16 protein-coding genes and 1 pseudogene are annotated in these 22,898 nt (G+C 64.4%); 9 read left to right on the forward strand and 8 right to left on the reverse strand.

Going from position 1 to position 22,898, the window contains the following annotated elements; all coding sequences use genetic code 11:
• The first annotated feature begins 728 nt into the window (after positions 1-728).
• The gene (locus EO139_RS18305; protein ID WP_119132594.1) at positions 729-1,298 is read left to right on the forward strand and encodes a TetR/AcrR family transcriptional regulator; all 570 of its coding nucleotides are present in this window, start codon (positions 729-731) and stop codon (positions 1,296-1,298) included.
• Between the two features lie 48 nt (positions 1,299-1,346).
• Positions 1,347-2,279, forward strand: a complete 933-nt coding sequence (locus EO139_RS18310) for an oxidoreductase (RefSeq protein WP_126971838.1) — start codon at positions 1,347-1,349, stop codon at positions 2,277-2,279.
• A 214-nt stretch (positions 2,280-2,493) separates the two neighbouring features.
• Here EO139_RS18310 and EO139_RS18315 read toward each other — a convergent pair whose 3' ends face one another.
• Complete coding sequence (locus EO139_RS18315) at positions 2,494-4,749, reverse strand: methyl-accepting chemotaxis protein (protein ID WP_126971840.1); 2,256 nt, start codon at positions 4,747-4,749, stop codon at positions 2,494-2,496.
• Between the two features lie 291 nt (positions 4,750-5,040).
• Between EO139_RS18315 and EO139_RS21725 the strand changes: the two are divergent.
• Positions 5,041-5,296 (forward strand): annotated as a pseudogene (locus EO139_RS21725) (hypothetical protein); the annotation flags it as partial.
• Between the two features lie 51 nt (positions 5,297-5,347).
• Here EO139_RS21725 and EO139_RS21470 read toward each other — a convergent pair.
• Both EO139_RS21470 and EO139_RS18325 read right to left on the reverse strand, forming a co-directional pair.
• Entirely contained in the window at positions 5,348-5,581 is a 234-nt protein-coding gene (locus EO139_RS21470) for a hypothetical protein (RefSeq protein WP_164739915.1), read from the reverse strand.
• A gap of 218 nt (positions 5,582-5,799) precedes the next feature.
• Entirely contained in the window at positions 5,800-6,756 is a 957-nt protein-coding gene (locus EO139_RS18325; RefSeq protein WP_126971842.1) for a GAF domain-containing protein, read from the reverse strand.
• 333 nt (positions 6,757-7,089) lie between these two features.
• Between EO139_RS18325 and EO139_RS21730 the strand changes: the two genes are divergently transcribed.
• The 3 genes from EO139_RS21730 (at position 7,090) to EO139_RS18340 (ending at position 10,309) form a co-directional block, all read left to right on the forward strand.
• Positions 7,090-8,175 (forward strand): histidine kinase, encoded by a 1,086-nt coding sequence (locus EO139_RS21730; RefSeq protein WP_126971844.1) that lies wholly within the window; start codon positions 7,090-7,092, stop codon positions 8,173-8,175.
• On the forward strand, positions 8,172-8,894 hold the full coding sequence (locus EO139_RS18335; RefSeq protein WP_241235979.1) for a LytTR family DNA-binding domain-containing protein: 723 nt from the start codon (positions 8,172-8,174) through the stop codon (positions 8,892-8,894). The genes EO139_RS21730 and EO139_RS18335 overlap by 4 nt, the downstream gene beginning before the upstream one ends.
• A 65-nt stretch (positions 8,895-8,959) precedes the next feature.
• Positions 8,960-10,309 carry an acyl-CoA thioesterase/BAAT N-terminal domain-containing protein gene (locus tag EO139_RS18340; protein WP_126971848.1) on the forward strand — a complete coding sequence of 450 codons (1,350 nt, stop codon included), beginning with the start codon at positions 8,960-8,962 and terminating at the stop codon, positions 10,307-10,309.
• A 78-nt stretch (positions 10,310-10,387) separates the two neighbouring features.
• On the opposite strand, the gene EO139_RS18345 is transcribed toward EO139_RS18340, so the two are convergent.
• A complete protein-coding gene (locus tag EO139_RS18345) occupies positions 10,388-11,305 on the reverse strand; it encodes a LysR family transcriptional regulator (RefSeq protein ID WP_208412064.1) in 918 nt (305 codons plus the stop codon).
• A gap of 96 nt (positions 11,306-11,401) precedes the next feature.
• On the opposite strand from EO139_RS18345, the gene poxB reads away from it, so the two are divergent.
• From poxB to EO139_RS18360, 3 genes are all read left to right on the forward strand, one after another.
• On the forward strand, positions 11,402-13,114 hold the full coding sequence (gene poxB / locus EO139_RS18350) for a ubiquinone-dependent pyruvate dehydrogenase (RefSeq protein ID WP_206515163.1): 1,713 nt from the start codon (positions 11,402-11,404) through the stop codon (positions 13,112-13,114).
• A 7-nt stretch (positions 13,115-13,121) separates the two neighbouring features.
• The gene (locus tag EO139_RS18355; RefSeq protein WP_180708056.1) at positions 13,122-13,658 is read left to right on the forward strand and encodes an FUSC family protein; all 537 of its coding nucleotides are present in this window, start codon (positions 13,122-13,124) and stop codon (positions 13,656-13,658) included.
• A gap of 338 nt (positions 13,659-13,996) precedes the next feature.
• On the forward strand, positions 13,997-14,302 hold the full coding sequence (locus tag EO139_RS18360; RefSeq protein ID WP_164739019.1) for a hypothetical protein: 306 nt from the start codon (positions 13,997-13,999) through the stop codon (positions 14,300-14,302).
• A 181-nt stretch (positions 14,303-14,483) separates the two neighbouring features.
• On the opposite strand, the gene galA is transcribed toward EO139_RS18360, so the two are convergent.
• From galA to EO139_RS18380, 4 genes are all read right to left on the reverse strand, one after another.
• On the reverse strand, positions 14,484-17,051 hold the full coding sequence (gene galA, locus EO139_RS18365) for a beta-galactosidase GalA (protein WP_119128957.1): 2,568 nt from the start codon (positions 17,049-17,051) through the stop codon (positions 14,484-14,486).
• Complete coding sequence (locus EO139_RS18370; protein ID WP_119128958.1) at positions 17,048-18,259, reverse strand: arabinogalactan endo-1,4-beta-galactosidase; 1,212 nt, start codon at positions 18,257-18,259, stop codon at positions 17,048-17,050. The genes galA and EO139_RS18370 overlap by 4 nt, the downstream gene beginning before the upstream one ends.
• A gap of 154 nt (positions 18,260-18,413) precedes the next feature.
• Complete coding sequence (locus tag EO139_RS18375; RefSeq protein ID WP_126971851.1) at positions 18,414-21,098, reverse strand: TonB-dependent receptor; 2,685 nt, start codon at positions 21,096-21,098, stop codon at positions 18,414-18,416.
• Positions 21,099-21,467: 369 nt separating this feature from the next.
• Positions 21,468-22,853, reverse strand: coding sequence for a short-chain fatty acyl-CoA regulator family protein (locus EO139_RS18380; protein WP_126971853.1), 1,386 nt, complete (start codon positions 22,851-22,853; stop codon positions 21,468-21,470).
• Positions 22,854-22,898 lie beyond the last annotated feature (45 nt).

Genomic DNA, 22,898 nt, shown 5'->3' on the forward strand with positions numbered 1-22,898 from the left:
TCTGCAGCCCCGCCGGTGTTCTTGGTTTTTTCTTTTGTGTCAGTGCTTTGCAAGAAATGTTCTTCCGGGATGTGGCGGTCAATCAGGGTCGGTAGCGGCGAGTGGCGGTGAGTTTTGTCGCGACGCCGTTGCGGCGACCCTCCGAACGAGATCGGATCGATATGCGACGAAACGGACGAGGCCTTGGAGTGGCGCAGATGTTGCGACGGAACCAGGGGCCGCCTCAAGTCGGCATGGGCTCAAGTTTAAGCTCTGCCATCGACAAATCCTTGAGCTGTCGATCGAGAGGGGCCGCCCATCGGTTCCAGTGGGCGCCGACTGGATTCGGGTTCTATGCAGGAAAGCGGACCACGACCTGTGAAGTGGTTCGGCGTGGCCCGCAGGGCGTGCGTCGCTTCTTGCTGGATCACGTTACTGACATCGGCCTGGAGGGGTGCCTGTGCCGTCGCCAGGGATGAGTTGGCGGTGTTGAGAAGCACCGGGGAGAACTGCCCATCTGCCGACATGGGATCCCATCAGCGATGGGGTGTCCGAGGATCAGGTGCATGCGGAGAATGACGTATCGCCTCTGGATGACGGCGGTGAGAGAACCTCCTGAGTTTTGTACGACGCGCATCACTTCGGTGAGCGCAGACGTGATCGTGAACGGGCACCGGTCGAGGTAAGCCTTGACAGAAATGTCTCCTTCTAAGATGATTGAGTGATCACTCATTACACGGTGGCAGATCATGGCGCGTCCCCTGAGCGAAGAAAAGCGCGATGCGCTTCTTCGAGCCGCATGTGCGCTCATCGCGCAGTTGGGCATTGGGGCGCCCACCTCGAAGATTGCCAAGGCCGCAGGTGTGTCCGAAGGAACCCTGTTTACTTACTTTCCCACGAAGGATGACCTTCTCAATGCGCTGTTTCTGGCATTGGAAGGCGAACTTGCCGAATCGATGGCGGGGCCGTACCCGGCGGACGCATCCGCCCACGACCGGCTTTTCGTGGTGTGGAGTCGGCTGATCGATTGGGGGCTGAAGCATGCGGCGGCACGTAACGCCTTACGGCAGTTGAAGGTCTCGGACCGTGTAACGACCGAGAGCCGCCTGCGCTGCCACTCGATTTTTCTGGACGCGCGCTCACTCGTGGAGCGGTGTCTTGCGGAGCATTCGGCGCCTGACAGGCTCACGTTCTACATCGACACCGTGTTGTTCGAGCTTGCCGACATCACCATGAACGCCATCGTGGCAAACCCCGCCGAGCGCGAGGCGATTCAACGGGCCGGATTCGACCTTTTCTGGAAGGGGTCTGCCGCCTAATTTTTTGCCAGTTAAATGCGTAAGCACTCACTCAAATAGGAGCGACCCATGTTGCTTGATCAAAGCGGCTTTACCGAAACAGATGTGCCGAACCAGGCGGGAAAATGCTTCATCGTCACCGGCGCCAACGCAGGCGTGGGCTTTGAGATCTCCCGGGTGCTCGCCGCGCGGGGCGCGCGGGTGTTGCTGGGCTGTCGCGAGCAGGGCAGGGCCGATGCGGCGATTGCGCGCATCAAGCGGCTGACACCCGGTGCCGATCTTGCATGGTTGCCACTGGATCTGGGCGATCTCGATAGCGTCCGTGCAGCCGCCGCACATGTTTTGAAGGAGCCACGCATCGATGTGCTCATCAACAACGCCGGCATCATGAATCCGCCGCTGATGCGTACCAAGCAGGGCTTCGAATCGCAGTTCGGCGTCAACCATGTCGGGGTGTTTGCGCTGACCTCATTGCTGCTGCCCAAGCTGGCCGAGACGCTCGGCTCGCGCGTCGTGGTCACGTCCAGCATCGCGCATTTGAAGGCAACCCTCGATTGGGATGATCTCAACGCCGAGCGGAGCTACTCCAAGGGCGATCGCTATGGAGCGAGCAAACTGGCGAATGCGTTGTTCTTTTTCGAACTGGACCGGCGCCTACGCGCGACCCGGTCGCCCACCATGGCTGTCGGTGCCCACCCCGGCGTGGCCAGCACCAGCCTGGGACGGCACATGGGCCCCATCCAGGTGATGGGCCCACTTGTCGGCCTGCTGCTCAACAGTGCTGCGAAGGGCGCGTGGCCGGCCCTGCTGGCAGCGACCGGGCCCGTGAAGCCCGGCGGCTATTACGGCCCCACCGGCTTCCGCGGGATCAGGGGTGTGGCCGGAGAGGCCAGACGCGCCCCGCAAGCTGAAGACCCGGCGCTCGCCAGGCGGCTGTGGGACATCTCTGTCGCCATGACCGGAATCGACCCTGGCCTGCCTGCGATCGGCGAACGCTATTAACCAATGGAGTCAACGGGATGCTTTTTGCCCGCAAGCGCGCCGGAAACTCGATAAGGCCGGATGATGCGAACGCACGATTGGGCGCAAGGCATCCATCACTGGAGGCTGGCGCCGGGGACGCTTGCGCTGCATTTTCGGTGGAAAAAAGGAATCGCAAAGGAGCATGTTTCTGGGCGGCAGAGGCCCGGCAGTGCCGGGCCTCCTGAGACGGTGGCTAGAATTCCTGCCAATCCGTGGCGACAGCTGTCGAGGAAACAGCCTGTTGCGGGGCAATGATGTTCGCCTTCGCACGTGCAACCGAAGGCAGCGACCTGGGTCCCGCCGGCTTCCTGCTGGAGACGAGTGCAGCGGTTTGAACAATTGGCGACATCGCGGTGGTGTCAATCTTGAACACCGCAACGGCCTCGGTGAGCTGGACGGCCTGTTCTTCCATGGAGCGTGCAGCGGCAGTGGCTTCCTCCACCAGGGCCGCGTTCTGCTGCGTGGTTTCATCCATCTGCGTTACCGTGATGTTGACCTGCTCGATGCCGGCCGACTGTTCCTGCGAGGCCGCAGAGATTTCACCCATGATGTCGGTGACGCGCTGCACGCTGGAGACGATCTCGGCCATCGTGGTGCCCGCCGTATGCACCAGCGTGGAGCCTTCGGTGACGCGCTCGACAGAGTCGTCGATCAGGGTCTTGATTTCCTTGGCCGCAGCGGTGGAACGCTGTGCCAGCGTCCGCACTTCCGATGCGACCACCGCAAACCCACGGCCTTGCTCACCAGCCCGCGCCGCTTCCACGGCAGCATTCAAGGCCAGGATATTGGTCTGGAACGAGATGCCGTCAATCACGGAGATGATGTCGGCAATTTTCTTGGACGAGGCCTCGATGCCGGCCATGGTCCCCACCACCTTGCTGACGATTTCCCCGCCCTGGGAGGCGACGCCTGCGGCACCGATGGCCAACTGGTTGGCCTGACGTGCGTGCTCCGCATTCTGGCGAACCGTGGAGGTCAGCTCTTCCATGGAGGCAGCCGTCTCCTCCAGGTTGGCGGCCTGTTGTTCGGTGCGCTGCGACAGGTCCTGGTTGCCGGCAGCAATCTCGCTGGCCGCCGAGTTGATCGACACCGCCGATTGCTGGATGCGTCCGACGATCTCTGCAAGCTGCGCGGCGGTGGCGTTGGCGTCGTCGCGCATCTGCGCGAAGACCCCCTTGAACTCGCCCGTCATGCGCGCGGTGAGGTCGCCTGCAGCGATGGATTGCAGCAGCGACGACAGCGATTGCAGGTTGCCGTCCGCGGTGGCCATGAGCAGGTTCAAGCTCTCCACCATGACGCGGAAATCATATTGGAAGCGATCGGCATCGCCGCGCGCGGTGAAGTCACCGTTGGCCGCGGACTGCGCCAGCTGCTTGATCTCGATGTTCATGGCAGACAGGTTCGCCTTGACCTCGTCCATGGTCTGCGTCAGCACCGCTTTCTCACCAGGCAAGCGCTCCATGCTCTCGCTCAGGTCGCCGATGGCGTAACGCCCCATGATCCGTGCAAGGTTCGACTGCACTGCCAGGTGCGAGGCCACCAGGGCATTGGTGTCCTCGGCCATGCGGCCGTAGTCACCCGGGAAGGCCTGGGCATCCATGCGAAAGCTGGTCTGGCCTTCATCGTGGCGCTTTGCCATGTCGCCCTGTGCGGTCAACAGGGCCTGGAGCTGCGTTTGCATGCCTTGCATGGCGCGTAACAGCCGGCCGGTTTCGTCCTTGGCTTGCGTGTGCACGTCGTTGCCGAGCTGACCATTGGCAATGGCTTCAGCCGCTTTCGTGGCGCGTGCCAGCGGCTGGGTCAGGCTTCGGGTGATGAGCCACGCCAGCAGGCTGCTGACCAGCACGACCGCGGCACCGCCAAGGATGAGCAGGAACTTGCCCCGGTCCATCGACTTGACTGCTTCTGCGTAGGCCTGCCTGCTCTGTCCTTCCTGGCGGGTGACCAGTTCGCGGATCTTGTCCTGCCAGGCGAGGGTGGCGGGCCGCCCTTGCTCGCTGAGGATGTCCTGGGCCTGCGCGTTCTCGTTCCTGGCTGCCAGTGCGATGACTTCGTCGTTGAACTTCATGGACGCTGCCCGACGCTCGTCCATCTCGGCACGAATCTTCCGCCCTTCCTCCGAGCTGGACAGCGCGTCCAGCTTGGTGCGCAGCTCCTGGTAGCGCTGGCGCTGCGCGTTGATCGTGTTGAGTGCTTCGGTGTTGAGCTCTTCGCTTGTCGCCATGGCATACGTGCCCAATGCGATCAGCAGCGAGGAGTTGGCATCCAGCATGCCGTTGCCGACCTGGATCTTGGCGGTGCGGTCGAGGACGATGAAGTCCAGCTGCGCTCGCGCGTTCGCCATGGTGCCCAGGCCGGTGGCCACGAGCAGGCCTGAGAGGAGAATCAAGATTCCAAATGCAACGGCCAGGCGGTGGCCGACGTTGAAGCGTTGGAGAAAAGCGATCATGGACGTCCCAGAAGAGATCAGTAGAGGCATCGATGCTCACGCGGTTAGCGAGCCTGGCATCGGTTTCCCAATAACGGCGCTCTCCTCAAAAACTGGAATATCTGTCACTAAACGATAATCTAACCCTTCAGAAAACGTCCGCGCTGTCGGGGTACGCCTGACGCATGTCAGGCAGAGCGGTTGCGCGCGTGGGAAGGCAATGCAGTTGAGGGTTCGGCGGTTGTCGATGGCTGATGCGCGATAACACCGATGGCAGGGCTATCCACTTCCGACTAGGCATTGTGGAAGAGAATGGAGCAGTTGAACGCGCAATGGATGGCAGCAGTGGCGGATGCACTGTAGTGACCTGCAGGCGGCAAGAGTGGCTCGAGGCGCGGTGCTTGAGGCGGTGCGCGCCTCGCACCCGGACCCCGCATCGCTGACCGGCTGCCGGGACCGCCTGTCGTCATCCTTGGTGGCGACGGTTGCGCAATGCAAAGCCCTGTTGGCAGCGGCGAAGCCGGTCGAGGTTTACACGCTCGAACAGTTGGCGGCATGGAACGATCGCATCGAGCGCTGCGTCCCGCAGGCGAGGACGCAGTCGCGGGCCTGCCCGTTGCTAGGCTGCGCTGACCGAGCCCGTGCTCGACACCTGGCAGGTCGCCATCCAGCGTTTGGCGTAGTCATACGCGGCGCGTTGATCGGCAAAGGCGATGCTTTCAGGTTGGCAGCGGTGCAAGGTGATGCCGCCGGGCCTGGAAATCAGAAGCTCCGGCAGAAACTTTCCATCGCACGGAACGCTGTGCGCAGTGAGCAGATAATCGCCCACGTGCCGAATTGCGGTGACGCCCAATAGCAATCCTCCTTGATGGGCAGGCACCTACCTTCGTCCAACATCAGTGTCAGACGATTGGCTGTCGATGCTCGCCGGGTGACACGCCATCATTGAAGAAAACAGCGCAATCCACTATCGGCAATAGACGAACGTGACTGTAAGTATTTTCCTGACCCGCCGATGGCGGTGCCGCTGCCAACGCTCCGTGCCCTCGGCCTGTAAGGCTTGGCCCGGTCCTACAGGGCGGCCGACGGGATCGGATGCGCATTGCCTTCGGCCGGATTTGCGCGTGGCAGGGGACCCACCTTGATGAGCTGATCGATATTGTCGAGCTGCTGCATTTCCTTGAACCAGCTGGCTCCCCATCGCGCGCTGAGCCCCTCTGCGTTCAAGGACGACTGGATACGCCGGGCGACCGACACCAACCCGGCTTCGCTGCTGCCAGGCAGGAACAGGGCGAACTCTCCGCGCGCCAGCTGCGCCAGGCTGTCCTGGGGGCGGGTGGCCTGCTTCAGCAGGGCAATGGCCTTCGCTACGTTCTGCTCTGGCCCGACGCCGCCTACCGAGCTGTTGGCGTCCACGTCAAAGCGCAATACGCCGCCTTGCTCGTTGCGATGGCGATGATCCGCCGCTGCCTGCAGGACATCACGGAACGTCCCGAGATCGTAGAGGCCTGCCAACGTTTGTGCATTTTCCATGACCTGCGAATCAGCCGGCAGCCGTTGCACCTCGGCCAGGTGCTGGGCCCACGATCCGGCCAGGACCCGTCCAAAGGTTTCAACCAGCGGCAGGAGGTGCTCGAGTTTGTCGTCGACGACCCGGTTGTCCAGCCCGCAGAGCATCCCCTCGACCTTGCCAGGGATTCGAATCGGCACGCCCAGGTAGCTTGCGATACCCAGCCGTGTCGCCACGGCGGATTGGGCCAGGTGTTCGACTTTCTGCAGGTCTGGGGCGAACTGGGGGCCGCCCATGACGATCATGCTGCGGCACACCGACTCGGGCCAGCTCAAGGACTGGTCGACCTTCAACCCGAAGGAGGCGTCGGTGCAGCCACGGATGATCCAATGATCGTTTTTGACCTCGGCAAGCACCCAGGTTTTCAGCGGCGTCAGCTCGGCAAGCCGCTCAAGCAGCTCGCTCGCGGTGTCTGCCATGCCGGAGAAGGGGACTTGGGTTCTGAGTTCGGTCGACATGGAGCGGCAGCGTTTGGGATGCATCTGATATCGGCAGTAAAGGATCTAGCTATAGCGAGGCCTCGCGCCATTTTCTGAACGGCGGAAGGCCGCCACAGGGCTGGTGTAGGTCGGCCTGAAGTCGACATTCGGCAGGACCGCTGCCCACCACGAGATGGTGAACTGCGGAGGCGAGCGGGCGAGCCAGGCCGCTGCCGCAAGGGTGCAAGCGAGGCGTGGCAGGGAACATCGACGCCGACGGTAGAGGCGCCGGCCAGGCGGAGGCGCCAGGTGCGCCATGTCGTGGATATCGGTGATGTGGGTTAATCTGCGCCGTCCCGAGCATGACCGTCCATGCGGACACACACTTCTTCGATTGCCAAGCGTCCATTGGTTCCGGTAGGCCTCCACTGGGCGGGCATCGCCGTGCCATGGCTCGTGCTCGCGCTGGCCTACGCTCCCGCGGTGGCCCTGACATCACTGGCCGACACGCCGCGCGGTGCTCTGGGCCTGCTCGGTGCCTTCCTGTTTCTGGTGGGAAGCTACGTGCCTTGGGCAGCGCTCACGCCGACGCTTCTCTGGCTGTCCAGACGATGGATCATTGGAACAGGGCGAAGCACGCGTCATCTGGCATTGATCGCCTTGACCGGCCTGGTGGCCATACCGGTGTTGACGGTGCTGGGCTGGGTGCTTGGCCATGGTCTCTTGCACCTGGCAGGGTTTGAGGGCATGGGGTGGCGTGATCTCCAAGACGGCCAGGGGGCCCTCACCGCGACGACCCTGTTCGCTATTCCCCTTTATTTGGTCGTCATGGGGGCAGGGCAGCTCTGGGGCCACCTGGTCTTGAGAAGTGAGCGAGAGCTGCTGCTGGCCCGAGTGAACGAACAGGCGCTGCGATCCAGGTTGCATCAGCACTTCATCTTCAATGCGCTCAATGCGATCGGAGAGCTTGGCTATCGTGACGCTGCTCGGGCGGACCTTGCGCTTGGCCATGTAGCGAATCTTCTTCGCGCGATGCTGGAAAGCGCGCCCGTGGTATCGCTAAGGGAAGAGATAGGCGCAAGCGCGGAGTTCATCGAGTTGCACCAGGTGCTGTCTGGTGACATCACGTTCAATATCGACATAGAGCCGCGGGCATGGAATGCCCCGGTGTCCTCGATGGCATTGCAGCCGTTGCTCGAAAACGCGATCCAGCATGGAGCACGGGTGGGTGGCTTTGTTCGTATCGAAGTGAAGGCCATTGTCGAAAACGCCGAGCTCATGATCACTGTGCTGAACCCGATCGGTGGCGATCAGCCCGGGGGGCTGGGCATAGGGTTGGATCACCTGAGGAGGCGATTGGCTCTCACCCATGGCGCAGCGGCATCGTTGTCCACCGAGCGGCAGGCGACCTGCTTTGTCGCAACGCTCCGTCTCCCGGTAGGGACGGAGGCAGCGTGATTCGTACCCTGGTCGTCGATGACGTGGCGCTTGCGCGCGACCGGCTTGTGCGTTTTCTTGCGTCCGAGCCCGATGTCCTCGTGGTCGGTGAAGCGGCCACCCTCGAAGCGGCGCTTGTGCGGGCCAGGCTTGGAGATGTCGACCTGGTCCTGCTGGACATCGGCCTGCCCGATGGTAGTGGCCTGGACCTGGTGCGTCACCTGGAAACGCTCGTGCCACATGTCGTCTTCGTCACCGCCTACAGCGTGCACGCGGTGCGCGCGTTCGACGCCGGGGCACTGGATTATCTTCTCAAGCCGGTGGATCCCAAACGCCTGCAGCTTGCGATACGCCGCGTGCGGCAACGCATCGACGGCAAGGGTGCGCAGACGGCCCGCCTGGCCGTTGACGTGGGGGATCGCACCGTCTACCTGGAACCGGCGCAGATTGACTATGTCGAGGTGGCGGGCCATTACGTCTGTATCCACGCCGGAAAGGACACGTATCTGCGCCGCGATAGCCTGGCAAACCTGGCCGATTGCCTTGAGCCACATGGATTTGTCCGTATCCATCGATCGTCCCTGGTGAATGTGACGCGTGTCGTGGCGCTCCGTCCGGCGCGGAACCAGGATGCTCAACTGGAGCTTCTAGGCGGCGCAACATTGCGGGTGAGCCGACAGTTTCGAGGACAACTCCAAGCGCGCCTGCCCACCTTGTCTCAGCCGCTGTTGCACGACTGAGGTCGTCGGACGCACGAGTCGCGCCACACGCAGCCAAAGCCAGGTGCGGGGGGCGCATCGTCCCGGTGTCCTTTCCCGATTTTTCCGTCATGCACCGACTCGCCATCGCCCTTGTTGCACTGCTGGGCTGCAACACCGCCTCTGCGGCAGATCTTCGCGTTTGGTCATTGGACAGCGGCGCAGATGCGCCCCTGGGTGTGCACGTCTCAGGCATGCAGCCCACCGAGCTTGTGGAACTCAGGCTCTCCATGAGGGATGCCAAGGGCAACCTCTGGCGCTCGAGCGCGCTGTACCGTGCGGATCTGGACGGCAGGGTGGATCCATCGAGCACGGCGTCGGAAGCGGGAACCTACGTCGGAGTCGATGAGGCGGGATTGTTTTGGTCGATGCGGCCGGAGGGGCCCTCCAGGCCTTCGCCCTTTCCCATCAGGAGGAGGGAAGCGGATCTCAGGTTTGCACCGGCTCAGTTCACGGTGGAGATGGTGCTGGCCGGGCGGGTAGTTGATACCGTCGAGATGCGACGATGGATCGATGGTGAAGGCGTCTTGGCATTCGCGGTGCATTCTCCCGGACTCGTTGCCCACGTTTACGCGCCCAGAAGTGCGTTGGTGGACGGACGCCGCCATCCCGCCGTCATTACCCTGGGTGGTTCCGAGGGGGGGATCGACAGTGCAGACATGTATGCCGCCTGGCTGGCATCGCATGGGTTTGTGGCGATGTCCGTCGGCTACTATCGCTTGCCTGGGTTGCCCAAGGATCTCGTGCGGGTGCCGATCGATCCTGTCTCGGTGGCCGTGGATTGGCTACAGAAGCAACGCTACGTCGACCCATCCGGGATTGGAGTGCTGGGCGGCTCATGGGGCGGCACCATTGCGATGGCGGCGGCATCGCATGATCAGCGACTCCACGCCGTGGTTTCGCTGGTGGGAAGCCCGGCGCCCTTTCGGGGCATCCAGCGAGACGTCGAGCCGGCTGACTTCCATGCCGTCGACAAGCCCGGCTTGACCCTTGCAGGGAAGGACCTGCCATTCCTGCCCTACCGTGCGGGCGCCTCCTGGCTGGACGACACGGATTTGCAGGCCCAGGCGGCATTGAAGGCCGCAATGTTGCCCCTTGAAAGGATCAACGGCCCGCTGATGCTTGTCGCGGCAGGGGACGACCAACTGGGTCTTTCCGGCCAGATGGCGGCGGTGGCAAAGCGTTACCTGGCCCAGCACGCGCGCAAGCAGCCCGATCAGATCCTCTATTTCAGCGATGCGGGGCATCTGATCTCGCCGCTGTGGCAGCCAACAACCTACCGGCATGAGTTGGGTCCTCATCTTCAGGTCGGAGGCAGCCCTCAGGGGTATGCAAGAGCCGACCGGGAAAGCGGCGCGGCTGTCATTCGTTTCCTACGCGCTGCCCTGCAGCGATGAGTGATGGGCACACGTGTGCGATGCAATCGCAAATCAGGCCATGCGATCTGACAAACCAGCGCAGCGTCCAGGCTGGCCTCACGCTGTGGTCCGGCTTGCGGCCTGCTGGATCAATTGCACTGCGGCCACGAAACCGGACACCAGCGGAGAAAGGTCGTCTGCACGGGTGGCCAGTGCGATAGGCGCGTGTAGGGTCTGGCCAGCGATCCTTCGGTAGGTGACGCCTTCGTTTTGAATGCGGCTGACCGATGTCGGAATGACCGACACGCCGAACCCCGCCGCCACCATGGGAATGATGGACGCGATCTGGGACGCCGCCTGTCCCAGGCGAGGGGTGAACCCCGCATCGCGGCAGGCGGCCATCACGGTGTCGTAAAGCCCCGTGCCGATGGTGCGAGGAAACAGGATCAAGGTTTCGCCCGCTGTGGCAGACAGGGGGAGCGGCGTTTCACCGTCGAGCGGATGGCCGCTTGGAACGGCGATGACCATCTCCTCGTCCACAAAGGGGCGCACCGTCACGCGATCATCCTGGTCAACCGGCGGGCGGATGAATGCCACATCCAGTCTGTTGTCACGCAAGCCCGCCAGCAGCGCGGGCGTATTGCTCTGTTCGGGCGACAGCACGACATCAGGGTGCCGGGTGCGAAAGGCCTGGATCGCTGCAGGAATGGCGGGGTTGAAATAGGTTGCGCCAGCAAAGCCGACACGCAACTGCCCGGCTTGCCCCTCGCCATGACGCCGCGCGTCGGCCAGGGCAGCGTCCAGCCGCGCAAAGATTTCGGTTGCCGACAGTTGCAGACTGCGCCCCGCAGCCGTGAGCTCCACGCCGCGTGACCGGCGACGAAAAAGCCGCGCACCGACAATGTCTTCCAACTGTTGGATCTGCATGCTCAGCGGCGGTTGCCGGATTCCAATCTTCTGGGCCGCACGCGTGAAGTGGAGTTCGTGCGCGAGAACGAGGAAGTAGCGCAGATGCCGGAGGTCGATGTTATTCATATCTGGATATCAAAAACGCGATTTTAATATATTGAAAGCTTAGCTACGATGCGTGCACTTCGAAACGCAAGGAACCACGCCGTCATGTCCCTCACAATCGCCGACCTGATCGCCAATACCCTCGCCGACGCGGGCGTGAAACGGATCTGGGGCGTCACAGGTGACAGCCTCAACGGCCTCAATGACAGCCTGCGCCGGCTCGGCAAGATCGACTGGATGCATGTGCGCCATGAGGAAACCGCTGCATTTGCCGCTGGCGCGGAAGCGGCGATCACCGGACAACTCGCGGTCTGTGCCGGCAGTTGCGGGCCGGGCAACCTGCATCTGATCAACGGCCTGTTTGACTGCAAGCGCAATCATGTTCCCGTGCTGGCGATCGCCGCGCACATCCCATCGTCGGAGGTCGGATCGGGCTATTTCCAGGAAACCCATCCGCAGGAACTGTTTCGCGAGTGTGCCGACTTCATCGAGCTGGTCTCCAACCCCGCGCAGATGCCCGGACTGCTGCATCGGGCGCTAAACACCGCCATCGGCCGTCACGGTGTCTCCGTGCTCGTCATCCCCGGCGATGTGGCGCTGCTGCCCGCCCCGGCGATCGCCCCCTGGAATGCCGCACTGCCCAAACCCGCGCGCACACTTCCCGCCGTCAGCGAAATCGAAACACTGGCGGAGCGATTGAATGCCGCCAGGACCATCACCATCCTCGCCGGCAGCGGATGCGCAGGCAGTCACGATGCCCTGGTTGCGCTGGCGGCCAAGCTGAACGCGCCAATCGTGCATGCGCTCCGCGGCAAGGAACATGTCGAGTGGGACAATCCCTACGATGTCGGCATGACGGGGTTGATCGGCTTCTCCTCCGGCTATCACGCGATGCTGTCCAGCGACACGCTGTTGATGCTGGGCACGGACTTTCCCTATCGCGCCTTTTATCCCAACGGCACGCAGGTGCTTCAGATCGATCGCGATCCCGGCGCCCTCGGCAAGCGCGTTGCGCTGACGCAAGGGCTGGTCGGCGATGTGGCGGAGACGCTCGCTGCCCTCTTGCCGCTGTTGAACCAGCGCACGGATCGTGCCTTCCTGGAGTCGGCGCGCCAGCACTACGCGCAGGCGCGCAAGGGACTGGACGATCTTGCTGTTGCATCGCCGCCAGGAAGGCCGATCCATCCCCAGTATCTTGTTCGCCGTATCAGCGAGCTCGCAGCGCAAGATGCCATCTTCACCGCGGACGTCGGCACGCCGACGGTTTGGGCGGCACGCTATCTGGCCATGAACGGCAAGCGCCGCCTGCTCGGTTCATTCAACCATGGATCAATGGCCAATGCGTTGCTCCAGGCCATCGGGGCACAGGCGGCCGCGCCGGAGCGGCAGGTGGTGTCGCTCTCAGGCGATGGCGGATTTTCCATGATGATGGGCGACTTCATTTCCCTGTCTCAGCTCGGGCTGCCGGTGAAAGTGATCGTCATCAATAACGGCTCGCTGGGCTTTGTGGCAATGGAAATGAAGGCCGGCGGGTATCTGGACACGGGCACAGACCTGAAGAATCCGGATTTCGCCGCCATGGCGACGGCGATGGGTGTCAAAGGCATACGGGTGGAGCAATCGGACGATGTCGACGATGCGCTGCGCACGGCCTTTGCCCATCCCGGGCCGGTGCTGGTGGACGTGGTGACTGCCAAGCAGGAACTCGTGATGCCGCCAAAGATCCAGCTCGAGCAGGCCAAAGGCTTCAGCCTCTTCATGCTGAAAGCGCTCATCAACGGACGTGGTGACGAGGTGGTCGATCTTGCCCGCACCAATCTGAGGTTCTGATCGGATGATGGGCCTGGCAGATCCAGACGACCGAGCCGAAATCGTCCAGTCGCGGGCCGAGAAGCACGCCCGCGATGTCGCCTTCGTGCTGCGCTGCTCGGGGGCGGCGACCGTGTCCTTCATGCTCGGGCAGGCTGTCGGGCTCCCCCATCCGGTTTGGGCGGCAATGTCCGGCATCATCGTCTCCCAGGAGAGGCTGGGTGAAACACGCGACGCAACGGTGAGCCGTCTGCTCGGCACGCTGGTTGGCGTGGCCATCGCGGTGACGGTCGGGACGTTGACCACACCATTGGGGATCGCCATCGCCGCCAAAGTCGCCATGTCCGTCGGGCTTGCGGCAGCGGTCGCGCGTCTTTATCCGCCTCTGCGGGTGTGCATGTGGACGTGCCCCATCGTGTTTCTGACTGGAGACCCGGAAAGCTCCTATCTTCTGGTCGGTGTCTATCGCGGCACCGAGGTTCTTCTCGGGGGCATCACCGGTGCGCTGCTGCATGTCATGGCCGAGGCCGTTATCCGCCGGATCTTCGATCATGGTCGGCAATGACGGCGTGCGCGCAGCGCCCCCCATGGTCCGGGCAATGAGCGCGGGATGTCGAGCGGCATCGCCTCCGACAATGGCCGCACCTGTGATGCGGACGTCGGGCGCTGCCTGGAGACCGAGGGATTGCGTTTATCGTCGCTGCTGGCGGAAGTGAGCGTGACGTTGTCGCGTTGGGTCCTGCTTGCGCGTCGCGATATGCAAGACCTGCGTGAGGCGGGCCCGCGCGCGCCGCGACACCGGGGAGACGTGTTCGCCGGCACCGGGTCGATGATGGCTGCACATGGCCGTGCCAGCGGAGGCGCTACCGTGTGGGGCACATCACGCAGGCGGTCCGGTCGGGTATGGAACAGAAACAACATGAGTGGATGCAGGCCGTGACCGAGGCGCTCAGCGACCTGCTGGCCGCACGCGTGGCCCAGGCCACGCTGCTGGAAGCGATGATGGTCTCGCATCCCGACCCGGTGATGCTGCGCAAGGCATGGGACGAGTTGGCGTCCCAGCGCATCGCATATGTCGCGCAGAAAAAAGCGGTGGCCGCCGATCCACGGCCGATGGATGCCTACACGCTTGAGCAGTTCCAGGCGTGGGAAGAAAAACTCAGCCGCTACTTTCCGCGTGCGCCGGATGCGGGGAGCGCGGATGCGTAAACCCGTCGGCCAACTTTCCATTCGCGCGACGTAGCCGCGGTGGGCCGGGCGGGCGTGGCCACTGCATGACGCTTGCGCAGGCGGGCGCCAGTGCCGGGAGCCGGTCATGGCTCCCGGGCCTGCGGTCAGTTGGTGCTGACGTGATTTTTGGTGATCAACGCAGCCACTGCTCCGGCTAGCGTCAGGCCACCGATGCGCGCAGCCTGGCCTTGTCGGCATCCAGGCGCAGGGTGGCAGCGGCGAGGCCGGGCGCGGTGGCCTGCAGCACGATGCTGCCGGCACTGCGCGTGCTCTGCAGCAGGGCCGCACAGAGTCCATTGAAGGCCTTGCGTTGCGGCGCCTTGTCGTCCTCGTGGCTGGCAGGGTCGCCGTTGCCTACGCCGATCAACCGCGCCGGGCCGCGCAATGCGAACTGCACCAGCGTATCGGCGGTGGGAACGACGCGGCCCTGTGCATCGACGATTTCCACCTTGACCACCGCCACGTCTTCGGCATCGGCGCGCACTGCATTGCGGTCGCAGCTCAGGCGGATCGCTGCCGGCGTGCCGGCCGTCTCGCGGCGTTCGCTGCGCACCAGTTTGCCGCCGCGATAGCCCCGGGCCTCGATCACGCCGGGTGCGTAGACCACGCGCCATTCGACATGGCCGTACGCAGGGACCTGCTGCAGGCCCTGGCTGACGCCGTTGACCAGCAGTTCCACCGCTTCGAGATTGCTGTGGCACCAGACCGCGACGCGGCCCTTGTCGTCGGGCTGCAGCAGGCCGTCCCAGTTCCAGTGCGGGAACAGATGCAGCACCGGTTCGCCGGTCCATTGCGCGCGGTAGTACCAGTAGTTGTCCTTGGGGAAGCCGCAGCTGTCGAGCACGCCGAACTGCGAGGCGACATTCGGCCAGCGGTTGTAGGGCGTGGGTTCGCCGCGGTAATCGAAGCCGGTCCAGATGAAGCCACCTGCGATAAACGGGCGCTGGGCGACATAGCTCCACCAGGCTTCGGCGGTACTGGCCCACCAGGGGTGGTCGGTGTCGTAGGCGCGGGTGTAGCCGCGCGTGTCGTCGCGCTGGTAGTTGCCGCGCACCGACACGGTGCTTCCGGTTTCGCTGCCATAGATTGGAATGTGGGGGTACTGCGCATGGAAGCCGTCCATCTGGCTGGTGCGGTAGTTGAAGCCGACCACATCCACGACCTGGCCGACGCCATCGCCAAAGCCCTTGTCCATGGCGAAGGTGGTGGGGCGGGTGGGATCGAGCTGACGCACGCGTTGCTGCATGCGGCTGACGATGCGCGCGCCACGCTCGGTGACCTGCTGCGGCTCTTCGTTGCCGAGCGACCACAGGATCACGCTGGGATGATTGCGCCCGCGCCGCACCATCGTCTCCAACTCGCCCATCGCTTCGGGGTCGGTGGACATGCGGCGGGTCTCTTCGATCACCAACATGCCGAGCCGATCGCAGAGTGCGAGCAGTTCGGGCGTGGCCGGATTGTGCGAGCTGCGGTAGGCGTTGCAGCCCATCGACTTGAGCTGGCGCAGGCGCCATTCGTGCAGGCTGTCCGGGATGGCGGTGCCGACGCCGGCGTGATCCTGGTGGTTGTTGGTGCCATGCAGCTTGAGTGGTGCGCCGTTCAACAGGAAGCCGCGTTGTGCGTCGAAGACAGCCGTGCGCACGCCGAACGGCGTGACCACCGCATCGACCGCCTTGCCATCGCTGTGCACGCTGGTGGTCAGGTGGTAGAGCTGCGGGGTGTCGATCGACCACAACGCAGCCTGGCCAAGCGGCAGGGTCTGCTCGACGCGCTGTACCTGGCCGGGTGCAACGGTGACCGTGGCGCTGGCTGCCTGTGCAACGACGCGGCCATCCGGCGCGGTCACGCGCACCTGCACCGTGCATTGGCGCGCGCCGCCGCCATCGTTGCGCACTTCGGTGGACAGCTGCGCGGTGGCGTTGTCGCCGTGCACGGTGCTGCGCACGAACACGCCGTCCTGCGGCAGATGCAGCGGGTCGGTCTTGTGCAGCCACAGATGGCGGTAGATGCCGGCGCCTTCGTAGAACCAGCCTTCGCCCAGCGTGGCATCCACGCGCACGGCGATGAGGTTGGGCTTGCCGTAGTCGAGCACTTCGCTGAGATCGACCTCGAAACCGCAATAGCCGCTGGCATTGCGCCCGACGATGTGGCCGTTGCAGAACACGATGCAGTCGCGGAACACACCGTCGAACACCAGGCTGATGCGCTTGCCCAGATCGCTTGCGGGAATCTGCAGCGTGCGCCGATACCAGCCCACGCTGGTTTCCGGAAAGCTGGTGCCCAGCGGCTTGTAGCCGTGCGCAGCGGCCGGGTCCTCTTCGGTGATGGTGGCCGAGATCGGTTCCTGCCGGAAGGGCAGGGTGACCGCCCAGTCGTGCGGCAGATCCAGCAGTTCCCAGCCACTGTCGTCGAAGGCGAGCTGCGCGGCGGTGGCGGTGTCCTTGCCGGCCTTGGCGAAGCTGCGCTGGAAGGTGCCGAACTCGAAGTCGCGCGACGGGTCGCTGGCGTGACCAAGATGGAAGCGCCAACCGAAGTCGAACAGCAGCCGTTCGCGCGGCGCCAGGGCTGCATCGCCGAGTGCGGCAAGCGGCGTGGCGTTGTCGGCTGCAGCTGGCGCTGCAGCGGCGATGGCGGGCAGCAACGCACCGGCCGTACCGACCGGAAGTGCGGCGCCCACGCCGCTGGCGAGCATGCCGCGCAGCAGTTCGCGGCGATTGATGCCGGTCATGGCTGGGTCCTCCTGCGGGCGTCGGTGGGCTTGCCTGGGGTGATCGACGCAGGCTTGGCTGCTGCAGGCTGACCGGACGCCGGCACGCCGGTATACGGGTGACGCATGAAGTCGATCGCCGGCAGCACGTCATTGGCGTGCTTGAAGTCGAAGAAGCTGGCGTTTTCCCACGACGAGCCGGTGCCCCAGCGCGTCTTGCAGCTGCTGCTGGTCCATGCCGGCTCCCAGTACACGACGCCGGCGCCGCCGGTGTCGATCACCAGTTGGGTGAGGTCGACCATGTAGCGGAACTGGCCCTGCGGGGTGGCCGGGTAGCCGGCAATCAGCGAATCCTCGCCGAGCAGGTTGTGCGAGGTGTCGCCGGGCTCCAGCGTCCACGGATAGGCGGTTTCCACCACCACCACATCGGTGTCGTATCGGCCGCGCAGGCGCTTGATGGTCTTGCCCAGCTCGGCCATCGACTGGGTCGACCATTTGCGGTAGTAGCTGATGCCGATCAGGTCGTAGTCGGTGACGCCGGCCTTGGTGGCTGCGGCAAACCACGGCTCCACATTCTCCGGCTGGGCGATATGCAGCATCACCCGCGGCTTGATCGTGGAGCGTGCGCCGATGTCGCGTACCGCCTTGATGCCGGCGTTGAACAGCTTGGCGTTGCGCTGCCAGTCGATGGGGCGCTTTTTGTCCCATGGCTGGCTGTCCATCAGATCGGAATTGCTTTCGTTGCCGACCTGCACCAGCTCCGGCATCAGGCCAGCACGGTCGAGCGCGCTGAGCGTGTCATAGGTGAAACCGTACAGCGTGCGCGCCAGTTCATCGGTATCGGTGATGCTGGCCCAGGCCTTGGGAATCAGCTGTTTTTCGCCATCGGCCCAGTCGTCGGAATAGTGCAGGTCCAGCAGCACCTGCATACCCTGCGCACGTGCGCGCGCGATGGTCTTCTTGACGTCGGACAGGTCGCTGTAGCGGGTCCAGCGGGCATCGTTCCACAACCGCACGCGCACCAGGTTGGCGCCGTGCGCATGGAACAGTTCGAATGGGTCCTTGACCACGCCGTTCTCGCGGTATTGCACGCCGCATTCCTCCATCTCGTTGACGTAGGACAGGTCTGCGCCCAGATACAGCGTGGCGGGGGCCGGGGCGGCGTGTGCGAAGGTGGAGATGGCCAGCGCGAGCAGCGCGGGTGTCCAGAGGCGACGTGTGGAGCGCATGCAATTCCTCGACAGATAGAGCGCGGAGCGGTGACAGCCTGCCGCAGGCGGCGGTGCCGTCGTGCGGTCGGTGCGCAATCGCACCGCTGCTGACGGAGACGATTGCGCACCGCCCGCAGCTGTGGAGCAGTCGTGCAGCGGAAGTCAGCGACGCTTAGAACTTGTAGGTCGCTTCCAGCGAGTAGCGACGGCCAAACACCTGGTAGCCGCCGTCGTCCTGGTTGGCCAGGCGGTTGGGCTTGTTGTCGGTATAGGCGCGCAGCGGTTCGTTGGTGAGGTTGCCGGCCTGGAAGCGGAAGCCAAGCTGCTTGCTGTACTGCCAGTTCAGGCTCAGATCCACCGTGCCTTCGCTCTGCAGCCGTGCCAGGCGCGCCGCATTCCAGCCATACACCACGGTGTAGGGGCTGTGGTACTTGTAACCCACGCGCGCTTCGAAGCTGCCGTTGCTGTACCACAGGTCGAAGGTGCCGGTCTTGCGTGCCAGCCCGCTCAACGGCAGCGGGTTGTTCTCCGGCGAGAATTCCTTGAGGTTGGAATCGACCAGCGAGAAGTTGGAATAGACGCCGAAGTTTTCCATGTGCGGGATGAAGTAGAACGGCGTCTGGAAGGTGAGTTCTAAGCCGTTGATATGCCCGCCACCGCCGTTGAACGGGGCGCTGACCAGGTAATCCAGGCCGTTGATCACCTCACGGTCGGTGCGGTAGCCGATGCTGGAATCCACTTCCTTGCGGTACACGGCCAGTGCGGCGAGCGCTTCCTTGTGGAAGTACCACTCGTAGGACAGGTCGACCTGGGTGGCCTTGAACGGATCCAGCTGCGGATTGCCGCCGCTGCCGGTGAGCTGGCCGATGGTGACGTTGGGGTCGTCCAGGCGCCGGCCGGTGCGCAACTCGTCCAGCGGCGGACGCGCGATGACCTTGGCCACCGCAAAGCGCAGGATGCGTTGATCGTCGATCAGGAAGTTGACGGTGGCACTGGGCAACACGTCGGTGTATTCCTTGCGGTCGCTGCTTGCCTGCACGGTGGTGCCGACCGAATCGAAGCCATCGCTGGTGGTCTTGGTGTTGACCAGGCGCACGCCGATGTTGCCGGTGACATCAGTGCCGAACAGTTGCGAGCTGAAGACCGCCTTGGCGAAGGCTTCGCGCACGTCTTCCTTGACGTTCCAGTGGTCCAGCAACTGCTCGTTGAGCGTGGCCGGGTCGAAACCGCCGAAGCCGATCTCGGCGATGGCATCCATGTTGCCGCCGGTCAGCGTGGGCACGTTCAAGTCCGGCATGGTGACCGGGTAGATCAGGCCCTGATAGGCCGAGATCGGCTGGTCATAGCCGGACTGGTTGCTGATGAAGCGGCGGTTCTGCTTCTCACGGCGCGCGGCACGTGCGCCGAACTCCAGCGAAGTGAAGGCGGCTGCATCGATCGAGCGGCTGGCGTTGAGCGCCAGCGCGGCGATCTTGTCGCGCAGCCCCTGCGGCTCGGTCTGGCCGGCGATGCCCCATTCGGGCGTATCCGAGCTGGTGCGGATGGTGGGGGTGACGCTGCGGCGGAAATCGAACGAGACGGTGTCCGGATTGCTGCCGAAGCGCACCGCCTGCCAGGTGTTGTCGCGCTTGGCCTGCGAGAACGACAGGTCGCTGCCCAGCGTCCACACATCGCCGCTCCACTTGGCGTTCAGGCCGCCGGCGGTGAGCGTCTTGACCTCGTTGTAGTGGCTGACCACATGGTCGACCTGCAGGTTCGAATTGGCCAGCGTGCCGGCCACCACATCGCCATCGACGATGGTGTAGGACGAGCCCGGCGTGGTGTACGGATTGGCGCCGGTCGAGAAGGTGCTGTAGGCCAGGCCGTTGAACCAATTCTGCAACTGGTCTTCGTCGATCTCGATGCGCGAGTAGAGGCCGTCGAACTTCAATTCGAAGTTGCCCGAGCGCCATTGCACGGTGCCCATCGCACCGGTGCGGGTCTGGTCGGTCAGCTTGAGCTGGTCGGCCGCGCCGAACGGAGTCGGGTCCACGGTCCCGTCGCCATCCACATCGCGCGAGGTGGTGGCATCGGTATAGCCCCAGCTGCCGATCGAGGAGTTGGAATTCTTCTGCTTCTGGTAGGTCGCGCCCAGCGCAACGGCCAGGTTGTCGTTGATCTGGTGCACCCAGCTGGCGCCGAAGCGGCTGCCCCACGGGGTGTAGCCATCCACGTCCTTGGCGTGGTCGTAGAACACCGGGCCGGCGGTGCCGACAAAGCCCGGGCCGGTGTAGTCCAGCGGGCTGATGGTGGAGATGTCCACCGTTGCCGCGAGACCGCCGGCGACCAGGTCCGCCGACTGGGTCTTGTAGACCTTGACGGTGGAGACGATCTCGGTGGGAAACACTTCCCAGCGCACCGCGCGATTGGGCTCGGAGGAGGCGATCTCGCGTCCGTTGACGGTGCCCATGGTCATGCGCGGGCCAAGGCCGCGCACGGTGGCCAGGCTCTCGTTGCCGCGGTCGCGGGTGCCGTTGACGCCGGGCAGGCGCACCAGCGCTTCGGCCACGGTGACGTTGGGCATCTGCCCCATGTTGTCTGCGGAGATCACTTCCATGACGTGATCGGACATCTGCTTGGCCTGCACCGCCTGATTCAGGCTGGCGCGCTGGCCAATCACGGTGACGTTGTCGAGCGTGACCGGCGGCGCAGCCGCGGTGCTGGTGTCGGTGGCCGGCGCTGCGGCAGGCGCGCTGTCCTGCGCGTGCGCACTGAAGGCGGTGGCCAGCACGCAGGCGATGGTGGTGCAGAGGACGTCGCGCACGGGTGTGCGGCGCAGGCGCCGGCTGGCCGGGTGGCCGGTGTGGTGAACGGGCATCGTTTGATCCCTCCCAGGACAAAGTTACCGAATGAAATAGTGGCCGCTGGTGCGGCGCTCTGGCGCGGCTGCGCGCGGGTGCGTCCGGCGCGGGCATGGCGGTTGCTGCGGTACTGCGGTGTGGAGCCGATTGGTCGTTTGCGTGACGCTGTGACGATCGTCGATCGCCCTGGCGTCCCCCTGTCCTGCATGTGTCCGCTTCAGGGTAGAAGCGCAAGTCATTCCATTCCAATGAAGCATTTTGCGTGAGCTATCTCGCGTTAGAATGCTGCACTGCAGCGGTAGCGTCTGGTTCGTCACCGTTGCGGCGTGAGTTGCAGGCGCCGGGCAATGACGTGCCTGGTCGATGCGACGGGCCCTGGTCCCCGGTCAGCGCGTGCTGGCAGACAACCGCGGCAATGCCGGAAATGCGCGTTGCACGCAGTCGTTGCGTTCGCAGGTCAGGCAGCCGGGGCCGATCGGTACCGCATCGTCCACCGCATCCAGGTCCCAGCCGCGCGCATACACCAGCTGATCGGCATGGCGCAGGTCGCACCCCATCGCCAGCGCAAAGGTCTTGCGCGGGCGGCCATAGCCCGGCGCGCCGCTGCTGACCTGGCGCGCCAGCCAGAAATAGCGCCGGCCATCGGGCATGCGTGCGATCTGGGTGAGGATGCGGTCGGGCTGGTTGAAGGCCTCGTAGACGATCCACAGCGGGCAGGCGCCGCCGACATGCGAGAAATGGAAGTCGGTGGCCGAATGGCGCTTGGACACATTGCCGGCACGATCGACCCGCATGAAGAAGATCGGCAGCCCGGCCGCGCCGCGCCGCTGCAAGGTGCTGAGCCGGTGGCAGACCGCCTCGAAGCCGACGCCGAAGCGATCGGCCAGCCATTCGATGTCGTAGCGCGAGCGCTGGGCGCTGCGCAGGAATTCGCCGTACGGCATCACCAGGGCGCCGGCGAAATAGTTCGACAAGCCAATGCGCGAGAGTGCAATGCGCTCGGCATCGGCGAAGCCGGCATCGGCGATGCGTGCGTCCAGCAGCGGTGCGCATTCCAGCAAGGCCAGTTGCGCGGCCATCTGGAAGGCCTGCTGGCCGGGGCGCAGATGCGCCGGCAGCCACAGCACGCGCGCCTGCGTATCCACGCTGCGCTTGTCGCTGTGCAGATCGGGCGCGTCCTGCACCAGCAGGCCGTGGCGGTCGGCCAGGCGTTGGCGCAGCCGCAGCGGCAGGTTGTCCGAGGTCAGGCCGAGTTCGGCATATAGCGCCTCGGCGCGCTCATCCAGTTCCGGCAGATAGTTGTGCGCGCGATTGAAGTAGTCGCGCACCTGCTCGCCCGGCGACAGCGAGGGCAGCGCGGCGTGGTCGGCGCCGATCTGTATTTCCAGCGCGGCGTTGCGCTCGAGCAGGTGCTGGTGGGCGCGGTGCAGGTCCAGCAGGGCCTGGGCCACCTGCGGCAGATTGCCGGTGAGCACACGCAGCTCGGCGGCCGACAGGCTGTGGCCCAGGCTGCGCAGCGATTCGTCCAGCGGCTCGACCAGCGCGGCCGGGTCGTCCAGGTCGAGCAGGCCGTCGAGATCGCCCAGGGTGGCCTTGAGCCGTTGCTGGATCGCCAGGGTCAAGGGGCGCTGGTTGCGCTCGATCTGGTTGAGGTAGCTCGGCGACAGGCCGAGCCGGCGCGCCAGCTCGGCCTGGGTCAGGCCGTGGCGCTGGCGCAGCCGTTGCAGGCGCAGGCCGAGCTGGTGACGGAGCGGGAGCTGCGACTGGGGCATTCGCAAGATTCGCAAAAGAGTGGCGGCAGCTTAGCGCGATTAAGC

It is taken from the genome of Xanthomonas sp. BRIP62411, from assembly GCF_003993525.1.
GTDB lineage: Bacteria > Pseudomonadota > Gammaproteobacteria > Xanthomonadales > Xanthomonadaceae > Xanthomonas > Xanthomonas euroxanthea.

Excerpts from the sequence above, each read along its gene's own strand:
- EO139_RS18305 (WP_119132594.1), top strand. The coding sequence starts at position 729 with ATGGCGCGTCCCCTGAGCGAAGAAAAGCGCGATGCGCTTCTTCGAGCC.
- EO139_RS18310 (WP_126971838.1), top strand. The coding sequence starts at position 1,347 with ATGTTGCTTGATCAAAGCGGCTTTACCGAAACAGATGTGCCGAACCAG.
- EO139_RS18315 (WP_126971840.1), bottom strand. The coding sequence starts at position 4,749 with ATGATCGCTTTTCTCCAACGCTTCAACGTCGGCCACCGCCTGGCCGTT.
- EO139_RS18325 (WP_126971842.1), bottom strand. The coding sequence starts at position 6,756 with ATGTCGACCGAACTCAGAACCCAAGTCCCCTTCTCCGGCATGGCAGAC.
- EO139_RS21730 (WP_126971844.1), top strand. The coding sequence starts at position 7,090 with ATGCGGACACACACTTCTTCGATTGCCAAGCGTCCATTGGTTCCGGTA.
- EO139_RS18345 (WP_208412064.1), bottom strand. The coding sequence starts at position 11,305 with ATGAATAACATCGACCTCCGGCATCTGCGCTACTTCCTCGTTCTCGCG.
- EO139_RS18355 (WP_180708056.1), top strand. The coding sequence starts at position 13,122 with ATGGGCCTGGCAGATCCAGACGACCGAGCCGAAATCGTCCAGTCGCGG.
- EO139_RS18360 (WP_164739019.1), top strand. The coding sequence starts at position 13,997 with ATGGAACAGAAACAACATGAGTGGATGCAGGCCGTGACCGAGGCGCTC.
- galA (WP_119128957.1), bottom strand. The coding sequence starts at position 17,051 with ATGACCGGCATCAATCGCCGCGAACTGCTGCGCGGCATGCTCGCCAGC.
- EO139_RS18370 (WP_119128958.1), bottom strand. The coding sequence starts at position 18,259 with ATGCGCTCCACACGTCGCCTCTGGACACCCGCGCTGCTCGCGCTGGCC.
- EO139_RS18375 (WP_126971851.1), bottom strand. The coding sequence starts at position 21,098 with ATGCCCGTTCACCACACCGGCCACCCGGCCAGCCGGCGCCTGCGCCGC.
- EO139_RS18380 (WP_126971853.1), bottom strand. The coding sequence starts at position 22,853 with ATGCCCCAGTCGCAGCTCCCGCTCCGTCACCAGCTCGGCCTGCGCCTG.